Raw genomic sequence first — 26,267 nt, forward strand, 5'->3', positions numbered from 1 at the left:
CCATGGCGACGACACTTCCCCTCAATGAACCGACGCAGGGGCGTCCGACGACCCTGCCTCCTCGCCAGGCCGCTCTGCTCAGCGCATCTCGCGTAGAGCAGAAGGGCAACATCATCGTCAAGTGGATCACCTCCACCGACCACAAGACGATCGGCTACATGTACCTGATCGCCTCGGTGATCTTCTTCATGCTGGGCGGCGTCATGGCGCTCATCATCCGCGCCGAGCTCTTCGAACCGGGCATGCAGATCGTCCCGACGAAGGAGCAGTACAACCAGCTGTTCACGATGCACGGCACGATCATGCTGCTGATGTTCGCGACGCCGCTGTTCGCGGGCTTCGCGAACGCGATCCTGCCGCTGCAGATCGGTGCCCCCGACGTCGCCTTCCCGCGTCTGAACGCTTTCGCCTTCTGGCTCTTCTCGTTCGGTTCGCTCATCGCCGTCGCCGGCTTCCTCACGCCTCAGGGTGCGGCATCCTTCGGATGGTTCGCCTATCAGCCACTGGCAAGCACGACGTTCTCACCAGGCGTCGGCGGAAACCTGTGGATGCTCGGACTCGGCATGAGCGGGTTCGGCACGATCCTCGGTGCCGTGAACTTCATCACCACGATCATCACCATGCGCGCTCCCGGCATGACGATGTGGCGCATGCCGATCTTCTCGTGGAACACGCTGGTCACCAGCATCCTGATCCTGATGGCGTTCCCGGTTCTCGCTGCGGCTATCCTCGCCGCCGCGGCCGACCGTGTTCTCGGCGCTCACATCTTCGATCCGCAGAACGGCGGCGTCCTGCTCTGGCAGCACCTGTTCTGGTTCTTCGGACACCCAGAGGTGTACATCATCGCACTGCCGTTCTTCGGCATCATCTCCGAGATCCTGCCGGTCTTCAGCCGTAAGCCGATCTTCGGGTACAAGACGCTCGTCTACGCCACGATCGCCATCGCTGCGCTTTCGATCGCGGTCTGGGCGCACCACATGTACGTCACGGGAGCCGTGCTCCTGCCCTTCTTCGCGCTCATGACGATGCTGATCGCGGTGCCGACGGGCGTGAAGATCTTCAACTGGATCGGAACGATGTGGCGAGGGTCGGTGACGTTCGAAACACCGATGGTGTTCTCGCTCGGGTTCCTCATCTCGTTCGTCTTCGGTGGCCTGACCGGTGTGATCCTCGCCTCGCCGCCGCTGGACTTCCACCTCTCCGACTCGTACTTCGTCGTCGCCCACTTCCACTACGTCGTCTTCGGAACCGTGGTCTTCGCGATGTTCGCCGGGTTCTACTTCTGGTGGCCCAAGTGGACCGGTCGCATGCTCAACGAGCGACTCGGCATGGTGCACTTCTGGCTGCTGTTCATCGGCTTCCACATGACGTTCCTCGTCCAGCACTGGCTGGGTGTCGATGGCATGGTCCGCCGCTATGCCGACTACTCGGCAGCTGACGGCTGGACATGGCAGAACCAGGTCTCGACGGTCGGTGCGATGCTCCTCGGAGCCTCGATGATCCCGTTCCTGTTCAACGTGTGGATCACGGCGCGCAAGGCACCCAAGGTCACGGTCAACGACCCGTGGGGTTACGGCGCTTCGCTCGAGTGGGCAACCTCCTGCCCGCCGCCGCGGCACAACTTCACGTCGATCCCGCGGATCCGCAGCGAGCGTCCCGCCTTCGATCTGAACCACCCCGAGGCCGGCGTCCCCGTCGGAGTCGGTCCAGCCAAGGATGCGCCCGACGCCCCGGTTGTCGATGCGGCCGAGAGAGAGGTCAAGTAGATGCGCACCAATACGGTCCTCTGGTGGATCCTCACCGTCTTCTTCGTCTTCGTCTTCGCCGTGTACACGGCGTGGAACCTGATCACGCACTGGGACACCAACTTCACCGGAAGCGAATCGGTGTGGGGAACGGTCACTCTGTCGATCGAGTGGGTCGGTAGCATCGCGCTGCTGTTCACCGCCTTCATGACCGCTCTCATCGGGTTCTACACCGGTCGCGTTCACAAGGCTCAGGGCGGCGAGCTGCCCGAGGACATCCTGACGTCCGACATCGATGACGGTGACCCCGAGGTCGGCGAGTTCAGCCCCTGGTCCTGGTGGCCCATCGTGCTGGCCGGCTCGGCCGCGGTCGCCATCCTCGGACTCGCGGTGGGTGTCTGGATGTTCCCGATCGGCATCGCACTGTTCGTCGTCGCCATTGTCGGCTGGGTCTTCGAGTACTACCGCGGTTACTTCGCCCGCTGAGCTTCGCCCGCGGCTTACAAGCGGCCGGGATCCTGGACTTCGGTCCGGATGCCGGCCGCTTTGCTTTATAGGCCCGTGCTGCGGCGTCTGTGCCAGTCTCGTGGGTTGCGCTGCGGTGAGGGCCCCCCTTGGGTCACCGTGGCCACTCGCCCGCAGGTAAGGCGTATGGCGCCGCCGCGAGGAACGTCGGGACCGGCGTGACGCCGGCTCGCTGGAAGACCCACCGGCTGCGCGCGATACGAGTCGCGCCCGGAGAGCAACGGTGCCACGGTCGGTACGTATGGGCCGTCGTCGGCTGCCGAGAGGGGGGCATCGTCGGCGCTGTGTGTCGTTGCTTCTGTGGCGCAAGGCCGTCGGCCAGGCGGCGATGACGAGGGTGCTCGCGGCGCTTCGCTCACGTCGTCAGTGGTGATCTCGAGCTCGTCGATCTGCAGCACTCGTGGTTGCCGTAGCCGCTCATCAATACAGACCCCAAGGCGGGTTTGCCGACGGGCGTTCTCGCGTGTGAGTGGGCCAGGGGTGAGGAGCACGGATGGCGCATAGACCAGAGCGCGTGATGGGTGCGCGGCTGCGTCGTGCTCGGTGTCAGACGCAACCTCCTCGTATGGTGAGGCCATGACTTTCGCGAATGTCGGCACCCTCGGAGTGAAGCCCGGCAAACGAGACGAGGTGGTCGCAATCTTGACGCGCCGCAACCGGCAGCTGGCAGGCGCCGGGTGCCTGATGTACGAGGTCGGCACCAACGACGATGAGCCGGATACGGTGTACGTCGCCGAACTCTGGACCTCAGCGCAAGCTCATCAGGCGTCGTTGACGCTGGACACGGTGCGCGCGGCTATCGCTGAGGCGATGCCTCTGCTGTCGGGACAGATGGGCGGCGACCGCTTCGTGGTCGCCGGTTCGCCCTTGCGTGATTGAGAAGGCTGGGTCGCGCCGCTACGGTTCGTGAGGCCGGTGCAGGAACGAAGAAGCCCCCGGCTGCGTGATGCAGCCCGGGGCTTCTTCAGTGACACGGGGCGCTACTTGTCGCGGGCCTCTTCGTCGGGGATGATCACGTTCGACGGGCGGTTTGCCGTCTCGGAGTTGTGTCCGTCGTCGATCGGCACGTGGGGGGCATCCGGGACTCCGGCGCGCTCGTGCGCACCCTGGATCTCAGCGTCTTCCTCTTCCGCGATGTGGTCGAGCTCGTGATGCTGGTGGGCATCGGCTGCATCGAGCTCGGTCTGCGTCATGGGGGAGAGGCGGTCCTCGAAGAACCAGCGCGAGATGCTCGCACGCAGGTTCTCGTGCCACGGGATGCGGCCCTGTGCATTGGGGCGCACGACGAGCGGCTCGTACGTCTCGAAATCGACGAGCTTGAAGCGCTCGTACTCGTCGACGGGCTGGTGCACCTCGATGTACTCGCCACCGGGGAGCCGCACGATGCGTCCGGACTCGTAGCCGTGCAGCACGATCTCGCGATCCTTGCGCTGCAGTGCGATGCAGATCCGCTTCGTGACGAAGTAGGCGATGATCGGACCCAGGATCAGCAAGGCCTGCAGACCGTGGATCACACCTTCCATCGTGAGCCAGAAGTGCGTCGCAATGATGTCGGACGAGGCCGCCGCCCAGAGCACGGCGTAGAACGTGACGCCGGCTGCACCGATGGCCGTGCGGGTCGCTGCGTTACGGGGACGCTGCGCGATGTGGTGCTCGCGCTTGTCACCCGTGACCCACGACTCGATGAACGGGTAGATCGCGACGAGCAGGATGAACACGGCGAGCACGCCGAGCGGGATCAGGATGTTCCACGACCACGTGCGGTCCAGGAACACGGTCTCCAGATGCGGCGGCACGAGGCGAAGCGCGCCGTCGGCGAAGCCGATGTACCAGTCAGGCTGGGTTCCCGCCGAGACGGGGGACGGGTCGTACGGCCCGTACGCCCAGATGGCGTTGATCGAGAACAACGAGGCGATCAGGACGATGAAGCCGAAGACCACGAAGAAGAAGCCGCCCATCTTCGACATGTACACCGGCATCATCGGGTAGCCCACGACATTGTCGTTCGTGCGGCCGGGGCCGGCGAACTGCGTGTGCTTGTTGATGATCATGAGCATGAGGTGCAGCGCGAGGAGCGCCACGAGGATCGCCGGCAGCAGAAGGATGTGCAGCGCGTACAGGCGTCCGACGATCTCGGTGCCGGGGAACTCGCCGCCGAAGAGCAGGAACGAGGTCCACGTGCCGATCAGCGGGATGCCCTTGATCATGCCGTCGATGATGCGCAGGCCGTTGCCCGAGAGCACGTCGTCAGGGAGCGAGTAGCCGGTGAAGCCTTCGCCCATCGCCAGGACGAACAGCACGAAGCCGATGACCCAGTTCAGCTCACGGGGCTTGCGGAACGCACCCGTGAAGAAGACGCGCAGCATGTGCACGCCGATGCCGGCCACGAAGACGAGAGCCGCCCAGTGGTGCATCTGGCGAACGAGCAGGCCGCCGCGGATGTCGAACGAGATCTCGAGCGTCGAGGCCATGGCCGCCGACATCTCGAGGCCTCGCATCGGCAGGTAAGCGCCGTGGTAGTGAACCGGCGACATCGACGCATCGAAGAAGAAGGTCAGGAATGTGCCCGAGAGGAGCACGACGACGAAGCTCCACAGCGCGATCTCGCCGAGCATGAACGACCAGTGGTCGGGGAAGACCTTGCGGCCCAGCTCTTTGACGATGCCCGAAATGCTCGTGCGCTCGTCGAGATAGTTCGCCGTGGCGCCGACGAAGCGGCCCCCGAGCGGCTTATCGCGCTCTTGGGTCTTCTCGGTGACGGTTGCGGTGCTCAATGACGCTCCCAGAAGCTCGGGCCGACGGGTTCGGTGAAGTCGCTGCGTGCGACGAGGTAGCCCTCGTCGTCGACCATGATCGGCAGCTGAGGCAGTGCGCGGGCGGCGGGGCCGAAGATGACCTTGGCCTCATCCGTCACGTCGAACTGCGACTGGTGGCACGGGCACAGCAGGTGGTGTGTCTGCTGTTCGTAGAGGGCGACGGGGCATCCGACGTGCGTGCAGACCTTGGAGTACGCGACGATGCCGTCATACGACCAGTCCTTGCGCTCCTCGGACTCGATGAGCTGCTCGGGGAGCAGACGCATCAGCAGCACGATGGCCTTTGCCTTCTCTTCGAGGTAGCCGTCGTGGTGAGAGAGATCAGCGAGCGGTTCGGGGATGACGTGCACGGCAGAACCGAGTGTCAGGTCCGAGGCGCGGATGGGTTCACCCGAGGGGTCGTGCGCAAGACGCATGCCCTTTTTCCACATGGTGTGCTCGAGCAGGTGAACCGGGTCGCCCGCGAAGGGGTGCTCTTCGGAGCTGTGCGGCGCGAGACCGCGGAACAGCACGATTCCCGGTGCCACCGAGGCGACGACCGCTGCGATCAGCGAGTTGCGGATCATCGTGCGGCGACCGAAACCGGACTCCTCGTTCGCGTCGGCGAAGACCTGAATGGCCGCTTCGCGCGTCTCGTCGCGTCCACGCGTGGCGTGACGAGGCTCGGTGAACTCCTTGTCGGACATGATCGCCTTGGACCAGTGGATCGCCGCGATGCCGATCGCCAGGAGTGCAAGCGCGATGCCCAGACCGATGAAGAGGTTGTTGTGCCGGATATCAATGAACCGGCCACTCTCGATCGGGAAGATCATGTACGCCGCGACCGCCCAGATGCTCGCGGCGACCGAGATGTAGAAGAGCGTGTACACCGTCCGTACCGCACGCTTCATCGCGGCGGGATCCTTGTCGGTCACCCGCGCGCGATGCGGCGGGAGCCCCGGGTTGCGCACCGGATCGGTGACCGCGACGGCGAGCCCGGGGGAGGGCTGCCAAGAAGCCCTCTCCAGCTCGAGCGGGTCGTCCTCGTGTGCCATGCTGCTCCTCGTTAGTGCCTGAATGTCGTCGTCTGGTCGATCAGTTGGACTTCGCCGTGATCCACACGGTTATGGCGATGAGGCCGCCGATCCCGAAGATCCAGATGAAGAGTCCCTCTGAGACGGGACCGAGTGAACCGAGCGTGAAGCCGCCGACCGACTCGCTCTGCTGCAGATACAGCAGGTACGAGATGACGTCGCGCTTCTCTTCGGCCGTAAGCGTCATGTCGTTGAAGACCGGCATCGCCTGCGGGCCGGTGACCATCGCCGCATACATGTTGAGCGCCGAGGTCCCGTGCAGAGCAGGTGCGTACTTGCCCTCGGTGAGGGCGCCGCCGGCGCCCGCGACGTTGTGGCACATGGCGCAGTTGATGCGGAACAGATCGCCGCCCTCGGACAGGTTGCCCTCGCCGTCGAGCACCCGGTCGCTCGGGAAGCCAGGTCCCGGTGCGATGGACTGGATGTAGGAGCCGATCGCTTCGATCTGGGCATCGGTGAACTGCACGGGCTTCTGCGGAGCCTGCGGCCCCTGCATCTGCAGCGGCATGCGACCGGTGCTCATCTGGAAGTGCACGGCGAGCTCGCCGACGCCGTACAGCGACGGTCCGTCGGACGTGCCCTGCACGTCGAGGCCGTGGCAGGTCGCGCAGTTGGCGTCGAACAGCTTCTTGCCGTCGTCGACGGTCAGGACGGTCGTGGTCTGCGTGTCATCGGTCGCGGCCATCGCCGCAGATGCACCCGCATACAGGCCACCGGTCAGCAGCAGTCCGATTCCGACGACTGCGGCCGCAGCCAAGGGGCTGCGACGACCGTTCGAGCGGCGCGTCTTGTCTCGTGCCATGGGGGATTCAGCTCCGCTCTATTTCAGGAAGTAGATGACGAGGAACAGGGCGATCCAGACGACGTCGACGAAGTGCCAGTAGTACGACACGACGATCGAGGTGGTCATCTCCTTGCGCCCGAAGTTCTTGACGGCGTAGGCGCGTCCGATGACGAGGAGGAATGCGATGAGTCCTCCCGTCACGTGCAGGGCGTGGAAGCCCGTCGTGAGGTAGAAGGCCGAAGCGTAGGCGTCGGAGGCGATCGGCATGCCTTCGTACACGAGCTGCGCGTACTCCCACACCTGACCTGACACGAAGATCGCGCCCAGGATGAAGGTCAGCCAGAACCACTCGACCATGCCCCAGCCGAGCCAGCCGCGCTTCTTGTTCGAGTAAGGCTGGAACCGCTCGGCAGCGAACACCCCCATCTGGCACGTGACCGATGAGAGCACGAGGATGATCGTGTTCACGGTCGCGTAGGGGATATTCAGCAGATCGGAGCGTTCGGCCCACAATTCGGGCGAAGTGCTGCGAAGGGTGAAGTAGATCGCGAAAAGGCCCGCGAAGAACATCACCTCGCTGCCGAGCCACACGATGGTGCCGACGGCGACCGGATCGGGTCGCTTAACGGACCTCATCGCCTGAGAGTACGTAGCTGGGGTGGTCGTCACGCTCCCCATTATTGCTGAAACTGCGCCGAGATTTTCCCACTCAGGTGGTTATCGCCACCCGAGTGCGGACTTAGGGGCGCCTAAGAGAACGCCGAGAGCGCGCTGTGAAGTGAATGAGGATGCGACCGGACGCCGCGCAGTCATGCGGCTGGCGCGGTGGGTAGGCTCTTTTCCCATGGTGGATCTGTACGCGTGGCCCGGCATTCTGACCTCGCTTCTCGAGCGACGTGACCTCAGCGTGTCGGAATCGACGTGGGCGATGCGACGCATCATGAACGGCGAGGCGACGCCGTCGCAGATCGCCGGCTTCCTGCTCGCGCTGCGAGCCAAGGGCGAGACGGTCGACGAGATCGTGGGCTTCCGCGACGCGATCCTCGAGGCCGCGCTGCCGCTCCCGGTCGACCCTGGCGTTCTGGACATCGTGGGCACGGGCGGCGACCGTTTCGGCACGGTGAACGTCTCGACGATGGCAGCGATCGTCGCCGCGGCATCCGGTGTTCCCGTGGTCAAGCACGGCAATCGTGCCGCGAGCTCGTCGTCGGGCTCCTCCGACGTGCTGGGTGCGCTGGGGATCGAGATCACCCTCAACCCCGACGCCGTCGCGCAGACGCTGGCGCGTGCCGGCATCGCGTTCGTGTACGCCTCGGCGTTTCACCCCGGCTTCCGGCACGCGGGAACGACGCGTGCCGAACTCGGTGTGCCGACGGTCTTCAACTTCTTGGGCCCCCTGTGCAACCCCGCGCGTGCCGAGGCCAACGCGGTGGGCGTCGCGCAGCTGGACCGGGTGCCGCTCATCACCGGCGTCTTCCGCACGCGCGGCGCGACGGCACTCGTCTTCCGCGGCGACGACGGACTGGATGAGCTGACCACGACCGGCCACAGCCGGTTGTGGGAGGTCAGCCGCGGCGACATTCACGAGCACGACGTCGACCCGCGCGACCTGGACATCCCCCTTGCCGAGATCGGCGATCTGCTCGGGGGCGATCCCGCGCACAACGCCGCGGTCGTGCGCCGCGTCATCGGCGGTGAGACGGGTGCGGTCCGTGACATCGTCCTGCTGAATGCGGCGGCGGGAATCGTCTCGTACCGGCTCTTCCGCGATCCCGCCCAGGTGCAGCGGTCCATGCTCGAGCGCCTCGCTGAGGCCCGCGACGAGGCGGCCGCGGCGATCGACAGCGGCGCCGCGCAGACGAAGCTCGACCAGTGGATCGAGGCGACACGCGCATTGGCCGCGGGCGCGAGTGCTCTTCCGCAGGGGGGCTGACCGGGGCTAGCGTGAAAGCGGCAGCAACGACCTGAGGAGAACGCAATGAGCGATGCACCAGCAGCAGTCGAAGCCCCCGCCCGGAACCTCGGTGCAGTGAAGGTGGTGGGCACGCTCGGGATCGTGGGCGGCATCGTCCTCATCGTCGTCGGTGTCATCGTGTGGATCATGGTGTCGTCGCAGCTCCGTGCCGAGAACATCACGATCCCCGACGATGCGGCGGCATTCCAGGGACAGATCGTGCAGGGGCCGTTGACGGCCTATGTGCAGGCCGACATCATCCAGCACCACGCCCTGGAGGCCTCGGGCGGCAAGACGTATGCCGAACTGCCGCAGGACGACCCCGTGCGCGCGACGATGATGAACGCCTCGTTCCTGCGTGCCTCGCTGTTCACCTCGGTCGTCTCGTTCGGCGTCGCGGCGTTCGCGATGGGGATGGGCGTGCTGTCGATCCTGTTCGGCTGGGGTCTCAACCGAATAGCCGCGGCTCCTGTCGTCGTCAAGACCTCGAGGTTCGCCGCCGGAGCGTGAGGGCGTGAGGCCACACGACGCCCTCGCCGAGATCGCGACCCTCCTCGAGCGCGAGCGGTCGTCGCGCTACAAATCCAAAGCCTTCCGCGCGGCAGCCGACACCATCGCGCCGCTCACCGAGGACGAGCTGCGGGATGCCGCATCCTTGCGGCGACGAAAAGGCATCGGGGAATCCACGTTCGCGGTCATCCGGCAGGCTCTCGCCGGCGAGGTGCCCGAGTACCTCGTCGAGCTCCGTGAGCGCGCGGGCATCGAGCGCTCCTCGGCGCTGCGTGCGCTCCTGCGCGGCGACCTGCACGCGCACAGCGACTGGTCCGACGGGCTCACCTCGATCGACCTGATGGTCGATGCGGCCCGCCGATTGGGGCACGAGTACCTCGCACTGACCGACCACTCGCCACGGCTTCGCGTCGCGAACGGCCTGTCGCCCGAGCGGCTGCGCGCGCAGCTCGAGATCGTCGCGGGATTGAGCGACAACGGCTTCACGCTGCTGTCGGGTATCGAGGTCGACATCCTCGACGACGGTGCCCTCGACCAGGAACCAGGCCTGCTCGACGAACTCGACATCGTCGTGGCATCCGTGCACTCGAAGCTGCGGATGCAGCGCCGCCCGATGACGCGGCGCATCGTCGCGGCCGTGTCGAATCCGCGGGTCGACGTGCTCGGCCATGTCACGGGTCGCCTGGTCGAAGGGTCGCGGGGCACGCGGCCGCCATCGGATCTCGACGCGCGCGCCGTGTTCGCCGCATGCGCCGAGCGCGGTGTCGCCGTCGAGATCAACTCGCGCCCGGAACGCCAGGACCCGCCCGACGAGCTGATCGCGGTCGCGCTCGACGAAGGCTGCCTGTTCTCGATCGACTCGGATGCTCACGCGCCCGGCCAGCTGTCCCTGCTCGACTACGGCGCCGAGAGGGCAGAGCGAGCCGGCGTGCCCCCGGAGCGGATCGTGACGACCTGGCCGCTCGAGCGTCTGCGCGCGTGGACGCAGCGTCGCCGGTGACCGGGGATAGGCTCGCCGGATGAGCTCGTTCCCCGTTGCCGGAGGCGCGCGGCGGGGCATCCCCTGGCTTGTCGTGGCCGGTGTGCTCGTCGCCGCGCTGAGCCTTCGCGGACCCATCATCGCGCCGACCCCCGTGCTGCGCGAGATCGAGCACGACTACGGCGTCGGGTCCGTCGCGGCCGGGCTGCTCACGTCGCTGCCCGTGCTGATGTTCGCCGTGCTCACCCCGGTCGCGGCGATCATCATCCGGCGCACGGGCGCCGAGATCGCCCTCTTCACGTCGCTCGCGGGTGTGCTCGTCGGCACGTTCGTGCGCGCCATCCCGGGGTTCGGGTGGATGCTCGCGGGCATGGTCGTGATCGGAGCCTCGATCACGATCGGCAACATCGTCATCCCCGTGATCATCCGGCGAGACGTTCCGCCCGAACGGGTCGCGACGGTCACCGCGGCGTACGCGGCGGCGACGAACGTCGGCTCACTCGTGACGGCGCTGTTCACGGTGCCGCTGGCTGACCTCGTGGGCTGGTCCTGGGCGCTGCTGATGTGGTCGGGTCTCACGCTCGGCGGGCTGGCGCTGTGGACCGTTCACGCGCGTCGGCAATGGCACGCAGGGGCAGAGGACCGTCTGTCGGGCGAACCGGCGGCGCATCGGGGCCCGCCGCGCTCGGCGGAAGAGCAGCGCACAGTGGAACTGGCCGAGACGATCACCGGCCCGCTGCCTGTCGTGGGGAGCCGCCGGGACGAACAAGGCATCCTGCGGCGGCCCATCGCGTGGCTGCTCGTGGGCGCGTTCGGTGCGCAATGCCTCATCTACTACGGGTTGACGACGTGGCTCCCGGCGCTCACGGCCGATGAGCTGGGCCTCGGTGCGTCGGCGGCCGGCGCGCTGTCGTCGCTCTACCAGGGAGCCGGCATCGCGGGCGCCTTCATCGTGCCGCTGCTGGCCCGCTACGCGCCGCGCTACGTGCCCGCCCTGACGATCTGCGCGTCCTGGCTCATTCTCACGGTGGGACTCGTCTTCGCGCCCGAGATGCTGTGGCTGTGGCTCATGATCGGCGCGGTCGGCCACGCGGGAGGCTTCGTCGTCGTCTTCACGGCGCTCATCGGCGTCTCGCGGTCCGACCGCGAAGCGGCGGGCATGTCGGCGTTCGTGCAGGGCGGTGGATATGCGCTCGGCGCCGCCGGCGGCCCGTTCATCGGATGGCTGCACGACGTCTCGGGCGGATGGAACACGCCGCTGGTCGTGTGCGTCGCACTGTCGGTGGTCTACTGCGGGCTGCTTCTGGCGGCGACGGCTCGCTCGACGCCGCTGCGCTGAGGATCAGACGCGGTCGAGCGCCAGGATGAGGCGGTTCATCGACGTGCCGAGACCGCGGCGTTCGGCCAGGGCCGTGGCATCCGTCTTCTGCTGATCGTCGAGCGGCCGCAGGCGGGCGTCGACATCGGGCAGGTCGAGGTCTCGCACGACGCCGACGACCGTGGGGGCGACCTCGAGGTACGGCAGAGCCGCCTCGATCTTGGCTCGGAGTCCCGCGGACATCCCCTCGCCCGCAGCGGCTGCGGCGATGACGCCGGCGATATCGCCGTGGGCCTGCAGCAGCTTCGCGGCGGTCTTGTCGCCGACGCCCGCGACGCCCGGCAGCCCGTCAGAGGCGTCGCCGCGCAGCGTCGCGAAGTCGGCGTACTGGTCGGGCCGCACGCCGTATCTGGTCATGACGACGTCGTCCGTCACGACGTCGAGATTGCTCATACCGCGCGCCGTGTAAATGACTCGCACGCCGCGCGCGTCGTCGACGACCTGAAAGAGATCGCGGTCGCCCGTCACGACATCGACGGGCATCTCGGCACGCGTTGCGAGTGTGCCGATGACGTCGTCGGCTTCGTGTTCGGCGGCCCCGACGACGACGATGCCGACCGCGGCGAGCGCTTCGCGGATCACCGGGACCTGCACTTCGAGCGGATCCGGGACCTCTTCGACATCGGGTGCGCCCGCGATGACCTCAGCGACGCGGTGGGTCTTGTACGAGGGGATGAGGTCCACGCGCCACTGCGGGCGCCAATCGTCGTCCCAGCAGGCGACGACGTGCGTCGGCTCGTACGTCGTCACGAGCTTCGTGATGATGTCGAGAAACCCGCGCACGGCGTTGACGGGCTGCCCATCGGGCGCCCGGACGGTGTCGGGTACGCCGAAGAACGCGCGGAAGTACAGCGACGCGGAGTCGAGCAGAAGCAGTTTCTGTGGACGGTGGGACACATCGACAGGGTACTGTCCGCCGAATCGCGAGGGGCAGTGGCGGTCGACGCGGTGGCTGTGGACGCGGTCGCCGTCGCGTCGACGCCGTCAGCAGCCGGGGCCGGGGGCTCCTTCACGGCACGTGCGGTCGACGAGGGCTGTCGACGCCTCGACGACGCGCACGCCGTAGCCCGCGCTCGTCGCGACGACGTGCCCGGGAACAGGGCGCCACGAGCCCGTGCCGAAGTCGATGGATGCCGCATAGCGAACCCTCGCGGTCACGGTGTGCTCGCCGCGCTCGCGGTAGACATGGCTCGTTTCAGTCGGCGCGAACTGTGACGCTCCGGTCGCCGCCCACGTCGTGCCGCCCGTCGTCGACGGATGCGATGTGCCGTCTCCGTAGTCGAAGACGAAGCCGACGGGCACGAACCGCACCGTGACATCCCACCCGAGGAGTTCACCTGCGATGCGCTGCTCGGATGCCGTCGCCACGAAGTTCGCCGGCAGCCCGGCGACCGCGAATCCGATCGGCTCACCCGCGAGCGAGGGTGCCGCCGGGCGGAACGACGCGAGATCGTCGATCGTGACGTCGGGGACCATGACGACGGAGTAGGTCGGGCGGCATCCCAGCGGCCCGCACGTCTCCGGGGCGGTGGGCAGGGCGGGTTCGGGAGCGGGCCGGTCGCTGCTGGGCGTGCTGGGCCCGGCGGAGCCGCCCGGCCGCATCGTGGATGCGCCGATCTCAACGGACGTGCCTGAGTTTGCGACAGACCCGCATAACCCGGTTGCGGCGAGGTCGGGGGTGCAAGGCGGATCGGTGGGCCCAGCGCCGAGTGCTAAACCAAGCGCGAACGTGACAAGCCAAGTGGTCAGCATCCGTCGCCATCCACGGTCGAGCTGTCCGAAATCAGGAGAGTTTCCCCAGAGGCCACCAGAGTGACTTCCATGAGCACGTGTGTCGCGCGACCGGGGGGAGTCACATCATCTCCCACCGAGTCCATCACCCGGGTCTCAGCGGAATTCAAACAAACCGAGATAACGACAGATGCGAAGTCGTCAGAAGCGCGGGTCGGCTCAATGCTCGTGACTCTGCTTGCACCGGTGATGGCTAAACCATCCTGTTCGAGCTCTCGCTTCGTAGCGAGGTCAACCTCAAGCGCATCGGCGATCAGGAATTCACGGGGATCCGCGTCCGCTTGCAAACCTTCCCTGGTTTGGTTCAGCGCATCGACGTATGCGCGGTAGGTCTCTTCTGCGGCGGCGAATGCGTCGGCCTCGGAAGAGAAGGCGGGTGAGGGCTCGGTGAGGTCGGAAGACGTGGCGCAGCCACCCAGCGCGAGCGCGAGGGCGCACGCGGCGGTGACGGAGCGAAGGCGGCTGAACACGCGACCACCGTAATCCGCAGCGCCGGTGCCGATGAGCACTTATCCACAGCCGGTGTTCCCGATCTCGCCCTGGCGCCGAGGCATCCGCACCGTCAGGCTGACCATATGAAGTTCACTCGCTTCGCCGCCGTCTGTGTGCTCGCCGTCTCGGCTCTCGCACTCACCTCGTGTTCCGGATCCGTCGAAGGAGACGTCATCGCTCCCGTCACGAAGGGGGCGGGCGAGCTCGAAGGCACGACGGTCGACCTCGTCGTCGGGCAGGTGCTCAACATCGACACGGGCGACCTCGCCGTCGACAGCTATACCGCGACGATCGCCGACCCCGCCGTCGCCGAGTTCGTGGAGGGATACGCAGACGCCACGGCGACGTTCAATCCCGGCATCACGGCGCTCGCCGAGGGCGAGACCGAAGTGACGCTCGAGAACTCCGACGGCGGCATCCCAGACGTCGTCTTCACGGTGCGCGTCACCGAGTAGGTTCCGCCGGCGCGCTCAACGTCTCATGGATGCGGCGGAGGTCCTCGAGCAGGGATCCGATCAGCATCCAGTGGGAGGAGTCCGGCATGTGCACCGTCAGCGGTGACGTGAGTGCCGGCTCGCGGTCGTCGACGGGCAGGTGCTCCGGATCGACGGCCACGAGCTGCACGTCGTGCGCTGCGCGCCGCAGTTGCTGCGCGATGTCGTGCACGACGGGCTCGTCGTGCACCGATGGGTCGTAGTGGTCCGCGAAGGCGCGCGTCATGCCGATCGTCTGCGTCACGATGGGCGCGAAGCGGTCCAGCTGCGCCTGCGCCTCGGCGAGGTCAGCGCGGTGCCGCGTGCCGCGCGGGTTGAGCGTAAGGGAGTCGCCGGCCTCGGCGAGCGCGGAGCTGGCCTTGTCGCGCATGGGGCGCATCAGTCGCGCGGTGAGGAGCAGTTCCTGCACCTGTTCCGGCGTCTGCGGCTGCTCGAGTGCGACCGCGAGGCGGTCGAGCGACGCGGCGAGCTCGGCGGCGAGCGCCTCGACGGCGTGACGGGCGGGCACGACGGCGACGGGCGGCACGAGGGCGAGGCTGATGATGATCCCGACGACGGCGCCCAGCAGCGTCTCGACGATCCGGTCGACGGCGTATCCTGGGCTGCTGCCGCCGAGCGCGAGCACGAGCAGAGCGCTGATGGCCACCTGGTTGGCCGTGCCCGCCGTCATCCGGAGCCCCCACGCCAACAGCAAGGCGATGACGGTCGCGAGCAGGATCACCCACGTCGAACCGCCGAGCAGGATCCCGAGCGCCAACGCGACGGCGACGCCGGCGATCACGCCGATAGACCGCTCGACCGCCTTGGCGAGCGACTGGTTGACGCTCGGCTGCACGACCAGGAGCGCGGCGATCGCGGCGAAGACCGGCGGCGGGCCGGGAACGAGCCAGCCCGCGATGAGCCACGCGGCGATGGTCGCCAGAGCAGACTTGGCCACCTGCAGGGCCGGCGTGCGCCGGGGAGCGCGGAAGGCGGCGGTCATGCGCATGGCCCGAGCGTAGGCCGCGGCACCCCGCCGCGAAACCCGGCGTAGCATCGTCCCCATGCGCGCCACTGTCATCCACGCTGCCCGCGACATCCGCGTCGAGGAGGTGCCCGACCCCGAACTCTCGACGGGACGCGATGCGATCGTGCGCGTCCTCGCTGCGTGCGTCTGCGGCTCCGACCTGTGGCCGTATCGCGGCGTCACGGCGACCGATGAACCGCGGCGGATCGGCCATGAGTTCGTCGGCGTCGTCGAGGCGGTCGGTCCCGAGGTCGAGAACGTGCGCCCCGGCGATTTCGTCATCGCACCGTTCTATGTGTGCGACGGCACGTGCGTGAACTGCCGCAACGGCGTGAGCACGTCGTGCCTCGCGGGCGGCTGGTGGGGTCGCGACGACCGCTTCGGCGGATTCGCCGACGGCGGCCAGGGTGAGCGCGTGCGCGTTCCCCTCGCCGACGGCACGCTCGCGGTCGTGCCCGGCCCGATCGCCGACGAAGAGATCCCGGGCCTCCTCGCCCTCAGCGACGTCATGGGCACGGGCCACCACGCCGCGGTGTCGGCAGGCGTCACCGCCGGCGACACCGTCGTCGTCGTGGGCGACGGCGCCGTCGGCCTGTGCGCCGTCATCGCGGCCAAGCGACTCGGCGCCGCCACGATCATCGCGATGTCGCGGCATCCGCGTCGTCAGGAGCTCGCGCGTGAATTCGGGGCCACCCACATCGTCGAGGAGCGCGGTGACGAAGGCGTTGCGGCCGTTCGCGAGCTGACCGACGGCATCGGCGCCGACCGTGTGCTCGAGTGCGTCGGCACGAAGGAGTCGATGGACCAGGCGCTTCGCTCCACGCGTCCGGGCGGCATGGTCGGGTACGTGGGAGTGCCCAACGGCGGGCCCGAGCTGCCGATCGGGCGCATGTTCGAGCGCAATGTCGGCGTCAACGGGGGAGTCGCGCCCGTGCGCGGCTACATCGAAGAGCTGCTGCCCGACGTGCGCTCCGGTCGCATCCAGCCGGGCCGCGTCTTCGACCTCACCCTGCCGCTGGCCGAGGCCCCCGAGGCGTATGCCGCGATGGACGAGCGCCGCGCCGTGAAGGTGCTGCTGCAGCCGTGACGACGGATGCCGCGACGCACGTGCGCGGAGCGCTCGAGACGCTGCGCGCCGAACTCGACGAACGCATCAGTCGTCTCGACGAGACGCTCGCTCAGTTGCGCGCCGACCGCGGGGCCGAGACCGCCGACGACGAGCACGACCCCGAGGGCGCGCCCCTTTCGGCGGAGTGGTCGCGGCTTGCGGGGCTGCGCGCCGACGCCGCCCGAGAACGCGACGAGACCGAGGCCGCACTCGCGCGGAGCGCCACCGACGGCTTCGGGATCTGCACGGATTGCGGCACCGCGATTCCGCTCGCCCGTCTCGTCGCGCGACCGACCGCGACACGCTGCGTTCCGTGCGCGACGAAGGCCGGTTCATGACCTCGCGGCCCTCGGCGCCGTTCTGATACCCTGGAATGTCACTTCTGTGGCTCTCCCGTCACGTCCCGGTATCGGGTGCGTGACATCGCACGAAAACAATCCGCTTCGCTTCGGCTGACAATTCGTTCGCGTCCGCGTGTACGAAGAAGCCGAGCCCGAGACCCCCAACCCACAAGGACAACCCACTACATGACTAGCGCAACGACCGCCCCGGCCACCAAGCAGATCGCAATCAACGACATCGGCTCTGCTGAGGACTTCCTGGCCGCGGTCGAACTGACCATCAAGTCCTTCAACGACGGCGACCTCATCGAAGGCACCGTCGTGAAGGTCGACCGCGACGAGGTCCTCCTCGATGTCGGCTTCAAGACCGAGGGTGTCATCCCTTCTCGCGAGCTCTCGATCAAGCACGACGTCGACCCCAACGAGGTCGTCAAGGTCGGCGATGAGGTCGAGGCCCTCGTTCTCCAGAAGGAGGACAAGGAAGGCCGCCTCATCCTGTCCAAGAAGCGCGCACAGTACGAGCGCGCGTGGGGCGACGTCGAGAAGATCAAGGAAGACGACGGCGTCGTCACCGGTTCTGTCATCGAGGTCGTCAAGGGCGGTCTCATCGTCGACATCGGCCTGCGTGGGTTCCTCCCCGCATCGCTCATCGAGCTGCGCCGTGTCCGCGATCTGACGCCGTACCTCGGCCAGGAGATCGAGGCCAAGATCCTCGAACTCGACAAGAACCGCAACAACGTCGTGCTCTCGCGCCGCGCTCTGCTCGAGCAGACGCAGTCCGAGTCGCGCTCGAACTTCCTCAACAACCTGCACAAGGGCCAGGTCCGCAAGGGCACGGTCTCGTCGATCGTCAACTTCGGTGCGTTCGTCGACCTGGGTGGCGTCGACGGTCTCGTCCACGTCTCCGAGCTGTCGTGGAAGCACATCGAGCACGCGTCTGAGGTCGTCGAGGTCGGTCAGGAAGTCACCGTCGAGATCCTCGAGGTCGACCTGGACCGCGAGCGCGTCTCGCTCTCCCTCAAGGCGACGCAGGAAGACCCGTGGCAGGTGTTCGCCCGCACACACGCGATCGGTCAGGTCGCTCCGGGCAAGGTCACCAAGCTCGTGCCGTTCGGTGCGTTCGTTCGGGTCGCCGACGGCATCGAGGGCCTCGTGCACATCTCGGAGCTCTCCGGCAAGCACGTCGAGCTCGCCGAGCAGGTCGTGTCGGTCGGCGAAGAGGTCTTCGTCAAGATCATCGACATCGACCTCGAGCGTCGCCGCATCTCGCTCTCGCTCAAGCAGGCGAACGAGTCGGTCGACCCCTTCGGTACCGAGTTCGACCCCGCCCTCTACGGCATGGCCACCGAGTACGACGACAACGGGGAGTACAAGTACCCCGAGGGCTTCGACTCGGAGACCAACCAGTGGAAGGAAGGCTTCGACGAGCAGCGCGAGAAGTGGGAGCAGGAGTACGCCGCTGCCCACTCGCGCTGGGAGGCGCACAAGGCCGCCGTCACGAAGGCAGCCGAGGCCGAGGCCAACGCCCCCGCCGACACGGGCGCTTCGTCGTCGAGCTTCACCTCCGAGGCCGGCGGCGGAACGCTCGCCGACGACGAGGCGCTCGCTGCGCTCCGCGAGAAGCTCTCGGGTCGCTGATCCGACACTGCTGATCGAGGACTAGCTCCTCGACACCGCCAAGAGGCCAGGACCTTCGGGTCTTGGCCTCTTCGGCGTATCCGGCACTCCGGGTGCGCACCCCGCGGCATCCGGAGTGCCGGGCAACGCCGCGCCCGCCCGCGCGGTAGCGTCGCATCATGTCTTGGCCGCCCGCCCTTCGCCGCGTCGGTCGCGCGCAGTTCGAGGACCGCACGCGCGCCCGGACGACGGTGCTCAACCAGCTGCTGCTGGGCGCTGTCGTGCTCATCATCACGCTCATCGCCATCATCGGCGACTTCCCCGGTAACACGCCCATGTTCTTCGCCGCGGTGCTCGTCGTGTTCATCGGAGCCGGCGTGGCGATCGCGGTGCCGTGGAACAGCCTCCCGCAGGGGGTGAGCGTCGTCCTGCCGCTCGTCGATGTCGCAGCGATCGCGGTCATGCGCGAATCCAGCCCGACGGCGGGTTTCGGAATCCTCTGGATCTTTCCCGCGATGTGGCTCGCATCGGGCTTCGGCTTGGTGGGCCTGTTCGTGTCGATCCTCACGATCTGCGCGGTCTACGGATTCCAGACATTCTTACCGGGTCGGCCGCTGACGTTCTCGGCGCTGCTGCTGCCGGTCGCCGTCGTCGCCCTGTCCACGACGAGTTACCTCACGGCGAGGCGCTCGCGCGTGCAGCGGATCCTGCTCGACAGCCAGACGCGGATCCTGGGCCAGGCTCTGGAAAACGCCCGCGAGCAGGAGCAGACCGTGACGAGCGTTTTGGATGCCGTCGACTTCGGCATCATCCGCGTGGCGGAGGACGGCCGCGTCGCGGTGCGCAACGACGCGCACGGGCGCCTGCAGCGCGCCAAGGACACGCGAGCCGAACAGGAGGCGACGACCCTCGTGCCCGCGTATGCCCGCGACGGGATCACGCTTCTGCCCTCCGAAGAGCAGCCCCTCGCCCGGGCGATGCGCGGTGAGACGTTCGACGACGAGGTCATCTGGTTCGGCGAGCCCGGTGAACAGCGCCGTGCGCTCAACGTGACCGCGCGACGCCTGAGCGACGATGACGGGCAGGCGACGGGAACAGTCATCGTCTCGCGCGACATCACGACGGAGCTCATCGCGGTGCGCGCCCGCGAAGACCTCGTGGCGTCGGTATCGCACGAACTGCGCACGCCACTCACCGCGATCGTCGGCTACCTCGACCTCGTGCTCGATGAAGACCTGTCGCCGTCGGCGCGCCGTGGGCTCGAAGTCGCCGAGCGCAACGCGCACCGGCTGCTCTCGATCGTGTCCGACATCCTCGCGGCATCCAGCTCCGACCGCACGACGGTCGAGCTCAGCATCCGCCCGCAGCAGACCGACATCGCCTCGATCGCGACGGCCGCGATCGAGCTGCAGGATCCTCGCGCCGCGGAGCGCGGCATCCGAATCGATTCCACGGGCGTCGAGAGCGCCGTCGCGTTCGTCGACGCGTCGCGCATCCGTCAGGTGCTCGACAATCTGCTCTCGAACGCTGTCAAGTACAACAAGGACGGCGGGACGATCGAAGTGGGCACGACGAGCGACGACGTGCACGCGTGGATCGTCGTGCGGGACTCGGGCCGCGGGATCTCCGACTCCGAGATGCCGCGGCTGTTCCACAGGTTCTTCCGCTCCGATGCCGTGCGCATGACTTCGACGCACGGCAGCGGACTGGGGCTCGCGATCAGCCGGGACATCGTCCGCTCTCACGGAGGCGAGATCACGGTGCAGAGCGAACTGGGGTCGGGAACGACATTCGTGGTGCGGCTGCCCCTGGGCGCGCACCGCGTCGAACCATCGGAAGGAACCGAATGACCCTCGACCTTTTCTCCGTCGCGGTGATGACAGCTGTCGTCGTCGTCGCCAGTAGCGTCGTGTTCATCACGGGATCGATTCTGCGGCGCGACGACGGCGCGGGTCGCATGTGGGGCCTGGCGTTCCTCGCCGCCGTGCTGACCTCGGTCAGCTATCTGATCTGGACGACGGCTCCGGATGCCTGGTGGGCGATCGCGATCGGCAATGGGGCCTTCGTGGTGATCCCGGGCTGCATCTGGCTCGGATGCCGCGCCTACAACGCGCGACGGCTGCTCGTGGCGGGTCTCATCGTTGCCGCCGCCGCGGTCGCGGCCGTCATCGCTGTTCTCATCGCGGGGCCAGGGGGCGGAGCGTGGGCCGGCGCGCCTGTCCTGTTCGTCGGTATCCTCGTCTTCGCAGCCCTCGGCGCCGCCGAGAGCCTTCGCGATGAGATGGGGAGCAACCGCAACGCGTGGAGCCTCGTCGCGGTGCTGGGGTTCCAGTCCGCGTACTACCTCGTGCGCACCGTCGTGTTCCTCGTCGCCGGCCCGGACAGCGAGATCTTCCGCACGTGGCTGGACACGATCGCCACGAGCTTCGTCACGATCCTGACCACGATCGTCGCGGTCGTCGTCGCCTCGGTGCTGCTGTCGGACCGCGCCGGATCCGTCGGGGTGGTTGCCTCGCGCGGTCTCACCCTCACCGATGACGACGTGCTGCCCGAGATGTCCTTCGCCTACGTGCTGCTCGGGATGAGCGGTCGCGCGCGACGCCGGGGCGAACTCGTCGGCGTCATCTCGGTGCGCATCGACGACCTGCCGGCGATCTCGACGGCGTTCGGGACCGAGGCGGCGTCGAGCGTCGCCGACGCCTTCCGCACGGTCGTGCGGCGCTTCGCTCCCACGAGCGCGTTCGTCGGCCACGACGGGGCGACGGGCCTCTTCGTCGGCATCCAGCCAGGGTCGGCAGCCGACGCGCGGCGCACGGCGGAGCGCATACGTCGGGGGCTCTTCGACGAGCTGAGCGGCGTCGTCGGCGCTGTGATCCCGGTCGTAGGCGTCAGCGTCGCGCTCAGTGACACGACCGGCTACGAGCCCGCCACGCTCATGAGCGCGGCACGCCGCGCGGCGATGGACGCCGCGCGCGGCTCGGATGCTTCTGTCGTCGTGGTCAGCGTGTGAGGCGGTAGCCCACGCCGCGGACGGTCTCGATCCACCGGGGCTGCGTCGGCCGTTCGCCGAGCTTTCGGCGCACGTTGGCCATGTGCACCTCGATCGCGCGGGCGTCCGCGTCGCTCACGAACTCACTCGCCCCGTGGTGGTCACCGCGCAGCATGAGAGCCAGCTCGCTCTTGCTGACGACGCGGCCACGCGCGGTGAGCAGGCCGGCGACGATGTCGAACTCGCTGCGCGTCAGGTCGAGGTTCTGCCCGTCGCGCACCGCGATCCGCATGCCGGGGTGCACGCGCAGTCCCCGATGCCCGAGCCATCCGTCGTCCGGATCCTCCGCAAGGGCAGGGGAGGGCAGCGGGGTGTCGATCGCCGCGTCACCCGAGGCGGTGTGCACGCGGGGGCGGCGCAGCATTGCTTCGATGCGCGCGCGAAGCTCACGGGGCCGGAACGGCTTGGTGATGTAATCGTCCGCGCCGGATTCGAGCCCCTGCAGGGCATCGATCTCTTCGCTGCGCGCCGTGAGCATGACGATGTAGGTGTTGCTGATGGCGCGGATCCGCTTTGCGGTCTCGAACCCGTCGATGCCGGGCATGCTGACATCCAATGTCGTCACGACGGGTTGCGTGGTCCGCACGAGCTCGATCCCATCGAGTCCGGACCCGGCCGCGTGCACCGTGAAGCCCGCGGATTCGAGCACGTCAGTCAGGAGCTGCCGGATGTCGGCTTCGTCCTCGATCACGACGGCGACACGGCTGTCCGGCACCTGCACACCTCCGGTATCAGACGGGTCGCTCTCGGTCGGCGAATCGACAACGGTGATGATATCCCAGAAGCGGTGCCGGAACGCGTTGGCTGGAGTGGGCGAGTTCACCGTCAGGTGACCGGATTCGTGGACGGCGCGGCGCCCGCCCCGACCCCCAGGATCAGAGCGAGCGCCGCGGACAGCGCCGCGATGCCGGAGCGCGCACGGCCCTGCGCGCCAGCGGACCCACCGGCCGACGCCCCCGCGTCGGCCGGAGTCGCGGCCCCCACCGCAACGTGGTCCACGGTGGTCGCACGGCTCATCGCGCAACCTCCGGCAGAAGTGCTCCCGAGTCCCCGGCTTTTCGGGTTCCGCGGGACTCGGGAGCGGGGATCAGTCTGGTCGGCCCGAGGAGAGCGACGAGACTGATCAGCATGGGCATCGTGTCGCCCTTCGTCGTGGTAACCCCGCCGTCCCCCGCGGCGGTGATCGTCACGACGCGGTGCGCCACGAGTGTGCTCGTGAGCTCGCTGGGCAAGCTCACGATGTCGCGGAACCCCAGATCCGCAACGGGCTTCTTCGTAGTGAGGACCGGGTCGTCCGTCGTGGTCTCCGGCTCCAGGGAACCCGAGATCACGACGGACGCCCTGATCACGCCGGCGGCGGTGGACCCCAGGCGACACCGCTTGCGCCTCCCAGGACGGCGAGCGCCCACGGGGGAGACCGGTGCGAGGCTGCGTGGTGCCAGCATGTCGGTCTCCTGTCGGTCTCGTGTCGTTCGGAAGCAGAGGTACGTCACGCCGGGGCTTCGCCCGCGGCGGTGACGATGATCCTGCCGGTCTTGCCCTTCCCCCGTGGTGCGGGACCGGCGAGGTGTTTCGGCGATGAATCGAACGTATGGCGGCTACCGCAAGGGCGCCTTGAGTAAGCCTCAGCACCGCCCAAAGATCCACTCCTTGAGCAAAACCTGAGGTTCATGCAGATGAATACGCATGCGTCCGGTGATGCCGGCGCGCGTGGCATGCTCGTGCCATGCCGCTCATCGCTCTCACCGGCGGGATCGCGTCGGGCAAGTCCACGATCGCCGCGCGTCTTGCCGAACTCGGTGCCGTGATCGTCGATGCGGACCAGATCGTCCGCGACGTACAGCGCCCGGGCTCTCCGGTCCTCGCGGAGATCGCCGAGCAGTTCGGCGATGACGTGGTTCTTCCCGACGGGTCCCTCGACCGCCCCGCTCTCGCGGCGCGGGCTTTCGGCAACCCTGCCGACGTCGCCCGCCTCAACGCCATCGTGCATCCTGCCGTGGCGACGGCGTCGCAGCGCCGCTTCGCTGCGGCCTTCGCCGACCGTGCCGACGCCGTCGTCGTGTACGACGTGCCGCTGCTCGTCGAGGCTCGCGTCGGCGACCCCTGGGACCTGATCGTCGTCGCCCACGCGCCGGTCCACGTGCGCCGAGCACGGATGGTCGACCTGCGGGGAATGACCGAGACGGATGCCGACGCCCGGCTCGCGTCTCAGGTCTCGGATGCCGCACGCCTGGCGATCGCGGATGTCGTCATCGACACAGCAGGGACGGTGGGGGAGACCCTGCGGCAGGTCGATGCGCTGTGGGACGCGCTCCCACAGCACATCGCGGCGCGCGCCGCCGGCTGACGTTTCGAGGCCGAGCCCGCCCGGATGTCTGAGCCCGCGCCTACGCTGGAAGGGTGCAGACGACGCGATCCGTGCGGCCCTTCGAAGTCATCAGCGACTTTTCCCCGTCCGGCGATCAGCCTCAGGCGATCGCCGAGCTCGCGGCGCGCATCAATGCGGGTGAGACCGATGTCGTCCTGCTGGGCGCCACCGGAACCGGAAAGTCGGCGACGACAGCCTGGCTCATCGAAGCAGTCCAGCGCCCCACCCTCGTGCTCGCGCACAACAAGACCCTCGCGGCGCAGCTCGCCAACGAGTTCCGTGAGCTCTTGCCCAACAACGCCGTCGAGTACTTCGTGTCGTACTACGACTACTACCAGCCCGAGGCGTACGTGCCGCAGACCGATACCTTCATCGAGAAGGACTCGTCGATCAACTCCGAGGTCGAGCGGTTGCGTCACTCGACGACGAATTCGCTGCTGAGCCGCCGCGACGTCGTCGTGGTGTCCACGGTGTCGTGCATCTACGGTCTCGGTTCGCCCGAAGAGTATCTGCGGGCGATGGTCGCACTGCAGCGGGGCGAGCGGTACGACCGCGACGCTCTCATCCGCAAGTTCATCGCGATGCAGTACAACCGCAACGACGTCGACTTCTCGCGCGGCAACTTCCGCGTTCGCGGCGACACGATCGAGATCATCCCGGTGTACGAGGAGTACGCCGTGCGCATCGAGATGTTCGGTGACGAGATCGAGGGGCTGTACATGCTGCACCCCCTCACGGGTGAGGTGGTGCAGAAGCTCGACTCTGTGCCGATCTTCCCCGCGACGCACTACGCGGCCGGGACCGACACCGTTCAGCGCGCGATCGGCACGATCGAGCACGAGCTGAGCGAGCGGCTGCGTGAGCTCGAGTCGCAGAACAAGCTGCTCGAGGCGCAGCGGCTGCGCATGCGCACGACGTTCGATCTCGAGATGCTGCAGCAGCTGGGCTTCTGCTCGGGCATCGAGAACTACTCGCGCCACCTCGACGGCCGCTCCCCGGGCGAGCCGCCGCACACGCTGCTGGACTTCTTCCCCGATGACTTCCTCATGGTCATCGACGAATCGCACGTCGCGGTGCCCCAGATCGGTGCCATGTACGAAGGCGACGCGTCACGCAAGCGCACTCTCGTCGAGCACGGCTTCCGCCTTCCCAGCGCCCTCGACAACCGGCCGCTGCGCTGGGACGAGTTCAAGAACCGTGTCGGGCAGACCGTCTACCTCTCGGCGACGCCGGGCCGTTACGAGATGGGCATCGCCGACGGCGTCGTCGAGCAGATCATCCGCCCGACCGGACTGGTCGACCCTCAGATCGTCGTCAAGCCGTCCAAGGGGCAGATCGACGACCTGCTCGAAGAGATCCGCCTGCGCGTCGAGCGCAATGAGCGTGTGCTCGTGACGACGCTGACGAAGAAGATGGCCGAAGAGCTCACCGACTTCCTCGGCGAGCACGGCGTGCGGGTGCGCTATCTGCACTCCGACGTCGACACGCTGCGGCGTGTCGAGCTGCTCAGCGAACTGCGCGCCGGGGTCTACGACGTGCTCGTGGGGATCAACCTGCTGCGCGAAGGGCTCGACCTGCCCGAGGTCTCGCTCGTGGCGATCCTCGACGCCGACAAAGAGGGGTTCCTGCGCAGCGGCACCTCGCTCATCCAGACGATCGGCCGCGCGGCGCGCAACGTCTCGGGTGAAGTGCACATGTACGCCGATCGGATGACCGATTCGATGCGCAACGCAATCGAAGAGACCGACCGACGTCGTGACAAGCAGCTCGCGTACAACAAAGAGCACGGTATCGATCCGCAGCCCCTGCGCAAGCGCATCGCAGACATCACCGACGCCCTGGCGCGCGAGGCATCCGACACCGACCGGATGCTATCGCGCCGAGACTCGTCGCGCGTCGCGTCGGGCAAGGGCAAGGCACCGACCCCACGGTCACTCAGTTCGAAGGGCCGGCGCGAGGGGATCGCGGCCGAGGGTGCCGAGCAGCTCGAGGCGACGATCGCCGACCTCAGCGCGCAGATGCTCGTCGCGGCCGAAGAGCTCAAGTTCGAGCTTGCGGCGCGACTCCGCGACGAAGTGCAGGACCTCAAGCGCGACCTGCGCGCCATGGAGCGCGCGGGGCACGCGTAGCCGTCGCCTGCATGCATCGCACAGAACCGGCCGGTGTCGGCGGAGGCGGTGTGTGAGCACCCTCTCATATTGCTATCGCGTCGCGGTGCGCAGATTTAGGCTCGGCAT

At 67.6% G+C, this 26,267-nt stretch carries 26 protein-coding genes; 15 read left to right on the forward strand and 11 right to left on the reverse strand.

All coding sequences use genetic code 11. The annotated features are described in order from the left end of the window. Positions 1 to 2 precede the first annotated feature (2 nt). The 3 genes from ctaD to AC25Y0_RS03325 all read left to right on the forward strand — a co-directional run bounded on the left by ctaD (position 3) and on the right by AC25Y0_RS03325 (position 3,149). The gene (gene ctaD / locus AC25Y0_RS03315; RefSeq protein ID WP_488134187.1) at positions 3 to 1,766 is read left to right on the forward strand and encodes an aa3-type cytochrome oxidase subunit I; all 1,764 of its coding nucleotides are present in this window, start codon (positions 3 to 5) and stop codon (positions 1,764 to 1,766) included. Then, a complete protein-coding gene (ctaF, locus tag AC25Y0_RS03320) occupies positions 1,767 to 2,231 on the forward strand; it encodes an aa3-type cytochrome oxidase subunit IV (protein WP_488122965.1) in 465 nt (154 codons plus the stop codon). It abuts the gene before it with no gap. A gap of 615 nt (positions 2,232 to 2,846) precedes the next feature. Continuing rightward, the gene (locus AC25Y0_RS03325) at positions 2,847 to 3,149 is read left to right on the forward strand and encodes a putative quinol monooxygenase (RefSeq protein WP_488134188.1); all 303 of its coding nucleotides are present in this window, start codon (positions 2,847 to 2,849) and stop codon (positions 3,147 to 3,149) included. 101 nt (positions 3,150 to 3,250) lie between these two features. Here AC25Y0_RS03325 and qcrB read toward each other — a convergent pair whose 3' ends face one another. Genes qcrB through ctaE form a run of 4 tightly spaced genes read right to left on the reverse strand, consistent with a single transcriptional unit; the run spans position 3,251 to position 7,621 of the window. Next, positions 3,251 to 5,044: a cytochrome bc1 complex cytochrome b subunit gene (qcrB, locus tag AC25Y0_RS03330; protein WP_488122967.1), complete on the reverse strand. Its 1,794-nt coding sequence runs from the start codon at positions 5,042 to 5,044 to the stop codon at positions 3,251 to 3,253. Continuing rightward, on the reverse strand, positions 5,041 to 6,120 hold the full coding sequence (gene qcrA, locus AC25Y0_RS03335; protein WP_488122968.1) for a cytochrome bc1 complex Rieske iron-sulfur subunit: 1,080 nt from the start codon (positions 6,118 to 6,120) through the stop codon (positions 5,041 to 5,043). Before qcrA ends, qcrB begins: the two co-directional genes overlap by 4 nt. Before the next feature lie 40 nt (positions 6,121 to 6,160). Then, positions 6,161 to 6,961 carry a cytochrome bc1 complex diheme cytochrome c subunit gene (qcrC, locus tag AC25Y0_RS03340; RefSeq protein WP_488122969.1) on the reverse strand — a complete coding sequence of 267 codons (801 nt, stop codon included), beginning with the start codon at positions 6,959 to 6,961 and terminating at the stop codon, positions 6,161 to 6,163. A gap of 18 nt (positions 6,962 to 6,979) precedes the next feature. Then, positions 6,980 to 7,621, reverse strand: coding sequence for an aa3-type cytochrome oxidase subunit III (gene ctaE, locus AC25Y0_RS03345; protein ID WP_488122970.1), 642 nt, complete (start codon positions 7,619 to 7,621; stop codon positions 6,980 to 6,982). Positions 7,622 to 7,787: 166 nt separating this feature from the next. Between ctaE and trpD the strand changes: the two genes are divergently transcribed. From trpD to AC25Y0_RS03365, 4 genes are read left to right on the forward strand one after another with little or no spacing between them, the layout of a single operon-like run. Further along, entirely contained in the window at positions 7,788 to 8,876 is a 1,089-nt protein-coding gene (gene trpD, locus AC25Y0_RS03350; RefSeq protein ID WP_488122971.1) for an anthranilate phosphoribosyltransferase, read from the forward strand. A 45-nt stretch (positions 8,877 to 8,921) separates the two neighbouring features. Then, complete coding sequence (locus AC25Y0_RS03355) at positions 8,922 to 9,407, forward strand: aromatic ring-opening dioxygenase LigA (RefSeq protein ID WP_488134189.1); 486 nt, start codon at positions 8,922 to 8,924, stop codon at positions 9,405 to 9,407. 4 nt (positions 9,408 to 9,411) lie between these two features. Then, the gene (locus AC25Y0_RS03360; protein ID WP_488122973.1) at positions 9,412 to 10,407 is read left to right on the forward strand and encodes a PHP domain-containing protein; all 996 of its coding nucleotides are present in this window, start codon (positions 9,412 to 9,414) and stop codon (positions 10,405 to 10,407) included. Between the two features lie 19 nt (positions 10,408 to 10,426). After that, positions 10,427 to 11,725, forward strand: coding sequence for an MFS transporter (locus AC25Y0_RS03365; RefSeq protein WP_488122974.1), 1,299 nt, complete (start codon positions 10,427 to 10,429; stop codon positions 11,723 to 11,725). Between the two features lie 3 nt (positions 11,726 to 11,728). Here AC25Y0_RS03365 and AC25Y0_RS03370 read toward each other — a convergent pair whose 3' ends face one another. The 3 genes from AC25Y0_RS03370 to AC25Y0_RS03380 all read right to left on the reverse strand — a co-directional run bounded on the left by AC25Y0_RS03370 (position 11,729) and on the right by AC25Y0_RS03380 (position 14,025). Next, complete coding sequence (locus AC25Y0_RS03370; RefSeq protein ID WP_488134190.1) at positions 11,729 to 12,661, reverse strand: 5'-3' exonuclease; 933 nt, start codon at positions 12,659 to 12,661, stop codon at positions 11,729 to 11,731. Positions 12,662 to 12,748: 87 nt separating this feature from the next. After that, entirely contained in the window at positions 12,749 to 13,240 is a 492-nt protein-coding gene (locus tag AC25Y0_RS03375; protein WP_488134191.1) for a hypothetical protein, read from the reverse strand. Positions 13,241 to 13,509: 269 nt separating this feature from the next. Further along, positions 13,510 to 14,025, reverse strand: a complete 516-nt coding sequence (locus tag AC25Y0_RS03380; protein ID WP_488134192.1) for a hypothetical protein — start codon at positions 14,023 to 14,025, stop codon at positions 13,510 to 13,512. A 105-nt stretch (positions 14,026 to 14,130) separates the two neighbouring features. On the opposite strand from AC25Y0_RS03380, the gene AC25Y0_RS03385 reads away from it, so the two are divergent. Next, the gene (locus AC25Y0_RS03385) at positions 14,131 to 14,502 is read left to right on the forward strand and encodes a hypothetical protein (protein WP_488122978.1); all 372 of its coding nucleotides are present in this window, start codon (positions 14,131 to 14,133) and stop codon (positions 14,500 to 14,502) included. On the opposite strand, the gene AC25Y0_RS03390 is transcribed toward AC25Y0_RS03385, so the two are convergent. Next, on the reverse strand, positions 14,492 to 15,529 hold the full coding sequence (locus tag AC25Y0_RS03390; protein ID WP_488122979.1) for an FUSC family protein: 1,038 nt from the start codon (positions 15,527 to 15,529) through the stop codon (positions 14,492 to 14,494). The two genes, AC25Y0_RS03385 and AC25Y0_RS03390, sit on opposite strands and share 11 nt — an antisense overlap. A 55-nt stretch (positions 15,530 to 15,584) precedes the next feature. Here AC25Y0_RS03390 and AC25Y0_RS03395 point away from each other — a divergent pair, with 55 nt between their 5' ends. The 5 genes from AC25Y0_RS03395 to AC25Y0_RS03415 all read left to right on the forward strand — a co-directional run bounded on the left by AC25Y0_RS03395 (position 15,585) and on the right by AC25Y0_RS03415 (position 21,623). Beyond that, complete coding sequence (locus AC25Y0_RS03395; protein WP_488122980.1) at positions 15,585 to 16,634, forward strand: zinc-dependent alcohol dehydrogenase family protein; 1,050 nt, start codon at positions 15,585 to 15,587, stop codon at positions 16,632 to 16,634. Next, positions 16,631 to 16,993, forward strand: a complete 363-nt coding sequence (locus AC25Y0_RS03400) for a TraR/DksA family transcriptional regulator (RefSeq protein WP_488122981.1) — start codon at positions 16,631 to 16,633, stop codon at positions 16,991 to 16,993. The genes AC25Y0_RS03395 and AC25Y0_RS03400 overlap by 4 nt, the downstream gene beginning before the upstream one ends. 189 nt (positions 16,994 to 17,182) lie before the next feature. Beyond that, on the forward strand, positions 17,183 to 18,634 hold the full coding sequence (gene rpsA / locus AC25Y0_RS03405) for a 30S ribosomal protein S1 (RefSeq protein ID WP_488122982.1): 1,452 nt from the start codon (positions 17,183 to 17,185) through the stop codon (positions 18,632 to 18,634). Positions 18,635 to 18,792: 158 nt separating this feature from the next. Continuing rightward, positions 18,793 to 20,463 carry a sensor histidine kinase gene (locus AC25Y0_RS03410; RefSeq protein WP_488122983.1) on the forward strand — a complete coding sequence of 557 codons (1,671 nt, stop codon included), beginning with the start codon at positions 18,793 to 18,795 and terminating at the stop codon, positions 20,461 to 20,463. Then, the gene (locus AC25Y0_RS03415; RefSeq protein ID WP_488122984.1) at positions 20,460 to 21,623 is read left to right on the forward strand and encodes a hypothetical protein; all 1,164 of its coding nucleotides are present in this window, start codon (positions 20,460 to 20,462) and stop codon (positions 21,621 to 21,623) included. Before AC25Y0_RS03410 ends, AC25Y0_RS03415 begins: the two co-directional genes overlap by 4 nt. On the opposite strand, the gene AC25Y0_RS03420 is transcribed toward AC25Y0_RS03415, so the two are convergent. The 3 genes from AC25Y0_RS03420 to AC25Y0_RS03430 all read right to left on the reverse strand — a co-directional run bounded on the left by AC25Y0_RS03420 (position 21,613) and on the right by AC25Y0_RS03430 (position 22,993). Next, the gene (locus AC25Y0_RS03420) at positions 21,613 to 22,377 is read right to left on the reverse strand and encodes a response regulator transcription factor (protein ID WP_488122985.1); all 765 of its coding nucleotides are present in this window, start codon (positions 22,375 to 22,377) and stop codon (positions 21,613 to 21,615) included. The two genes, AC25Y0_RS03415 and AC25Y0_RS03420, sit on opposite strands and share 11 nt — an antisense overlap. 110 nt (positions 22,378 to 22,487) lie before the next feature. Then, positions 22,488 to 22,679 carry a hypothetical protein gene (locus AC25Y0_RS03425; RefSeq protein WP_488122986.1) on the reverse strand — a complete coding sequence of 64 codons (192 nt, stop codon included), beginning with the start codon at positions 22,677 to 22,679 and terminating at the stop codon, positions 22,488 to 22,490. Beyond that, positions 22,676 to 22,993, reverse strand: a complete 318-nt coding sequence (locus AC25Y0_RS03430; protein ID WP_488122987.1) for a S24/S26 family peptidase — start codon at positions 22,991 to 22,993, stop codon at positions 22,676 to 22,678. Before AC25Y0_RS03430 ends, AC25Y0_RS03425 begins: the two co-directional genes overlap by 4 nt. Before the next feature lie 395 nt (positions 22,994 to 23,388). Here AC25Y0_RS03430 and coaE point away from each other — a divergent pair, with 395 nt between their 5' ends. Next, positions 23,389 to 24,009 (forward strand): dephospho-CoA kinase, encoded by a 621-nt coding sequence (coaE, locus tag AC25Y0_RS03435; RefSeq protein ID WP_488122988.1) that lies wholly within the window; start codon positions 23,389 to 23,391, stop codon positions 24,007 to 24,009. Between the two features lie 53 nt (positions 24,010 to 24,062). After that, positions 24,063 to 26,159 carry an excinuclease ABC subunit UvrB gene (gene uvrB / locus AC25Y0_RS03440; RefSeq protein WP_488122989.1) on the forward strand — a complete coding sequence of 699 codons (2,097 nt, stop codon included), beginning with the start codon at positions 24,063 to 24,065 and terminating at the stop codon, positions 26,157 to 26,159. The last annotated feature ends 108 nt before the right edge of the window (positions 26,160 to 26,267 follow it).

It is taken from the genome of Microbacterium sp. Y547, from assembly GCF_057669785.1.

Bases quoted from the DNA above. Each gene is read 5' to 3' on its own strand.
- ctaD (WP_488134187.1), top strand. From the start codon at position 3: ATGGCGACGACACTTCCCCTCAATGAACCGACGCAGGGGCGTCCGACG.
- ctaF (WP_488122965.1), top strand. From the start codon at position 1,767: ATGCGCACCAATACGGTCCTCTGGTGGATCCTCACCGTCTTCTTCGTC.
- AC25Y0_RS03325 (WP_488134188.1), top strand. From the start codon at position 2,847: ATGACTTTCGCGAATGTCGGCACCCTCGGAGTGAAGCCCGGCAAACGA.
- qcrA (WP_488122968.1), bottom strand. From the start codon at position 6,120: ATGGCACACGAGGACGACCCGCTCGAGCTGGAGAGGGCTTCTTGGCAG.
- qcrC (WP_488122969.1), bottom strand. From the start codon at position 6,961: ATGGCACGAGACAAGACGCGCCGCTCGAACGGTCGTCGCAGCCCCTTG.
- ctaE (WP_488122970.1), bottom strand. From the start codon at position 7,621: ATGGGGAGCGTGACGACCACCCCAGCTACGTACTCTCAGGCGATGAGG.
- trpD (WP_488122971.1), top strand. From the start codon at position 7,788: ATGGTGGATCTGTACGCGTGGCCCGGCATTCTGACCTCGCTTCTCGAG.
- AC25Y0_RS03355 (WP_488134189.1), top strand. From the start codon at position 8,922: ATGAGCGATGCACCAGCAGCAGTCGAAGCCCCCGCCCGGAACCTCGGT.
- AC25Y0_RS03365 (WP_488122974.1), top strand. From the start codon at position 10,427: ATGAGCTCGTTCCCCGTTGCCGGAGGCGCGCGGCGGGGCATCCCCTGG.
- AC25Y0_RS03375 (WP_488134191.1), bottom strand. From the start codon at position 13,240: ATGGTCCCCGACGTCACGATCGACGATCTCGCGTCGTTCCGCCCGGCG.
- AC25Y0_RS03385 (WP_488122978.1), top strand. From the start codon at position 14,131: ATGAAGTTCACTCGCTTCGCCGCCGTCTGTGTGCTCGCCGTCTCGGCT.
- AC25Y0_RS03390 (WP_488122979.1), bottom strand. From the start codon at position 15,529: ATGCGCATGACCGCCGCCTTCCGCGCTCCCCGGCGCACGCCGGCCCTG.
- AC25Y0_RS03395 (WP_488122980.1), top strand. From the start codon at position 15,585: ATGCGCGCCACTGTCATCCACGCTGCCCGCGACATCCGCGTCGAGGAG.
- rpsA (WP_488122982.1), top strand. From the start codon at position 17,183: ATGACTAGCGCAACGACCGCCCCGGCCACCAAGCAGATCGCAATCAAC.
- AC25Y0_RS03410 (WP_488122983.1), top strand. From the start codon at position 18,793: ATGTCTTGGCCGCCCGCCCTTCGCCGCGTCGGTCGCGCGCAGTTCGAG.
- AC25Y0_RS03415 (WP_488122984.1), top strand. From the start codon at position 20,460: ATGACCCTCGACCTTTTCTCCGTCGCGGTGATGACAGCTGTCGTCGTC.
- AC25Y0_RS03425 (WP_488122986.1), bottom strand. From the start codon at position 22,679: ATGAGCCGTGCGACCACCGTGGACCACGTTGCGGTGGGGGCCGCGACT.
- coaE (WP_488122988.1), top strand. From the start codon at position 23,389: ATGCCGCTCATCGCTCTCACCGGCGGGATCGCGTCGGGCAAGTCCACG.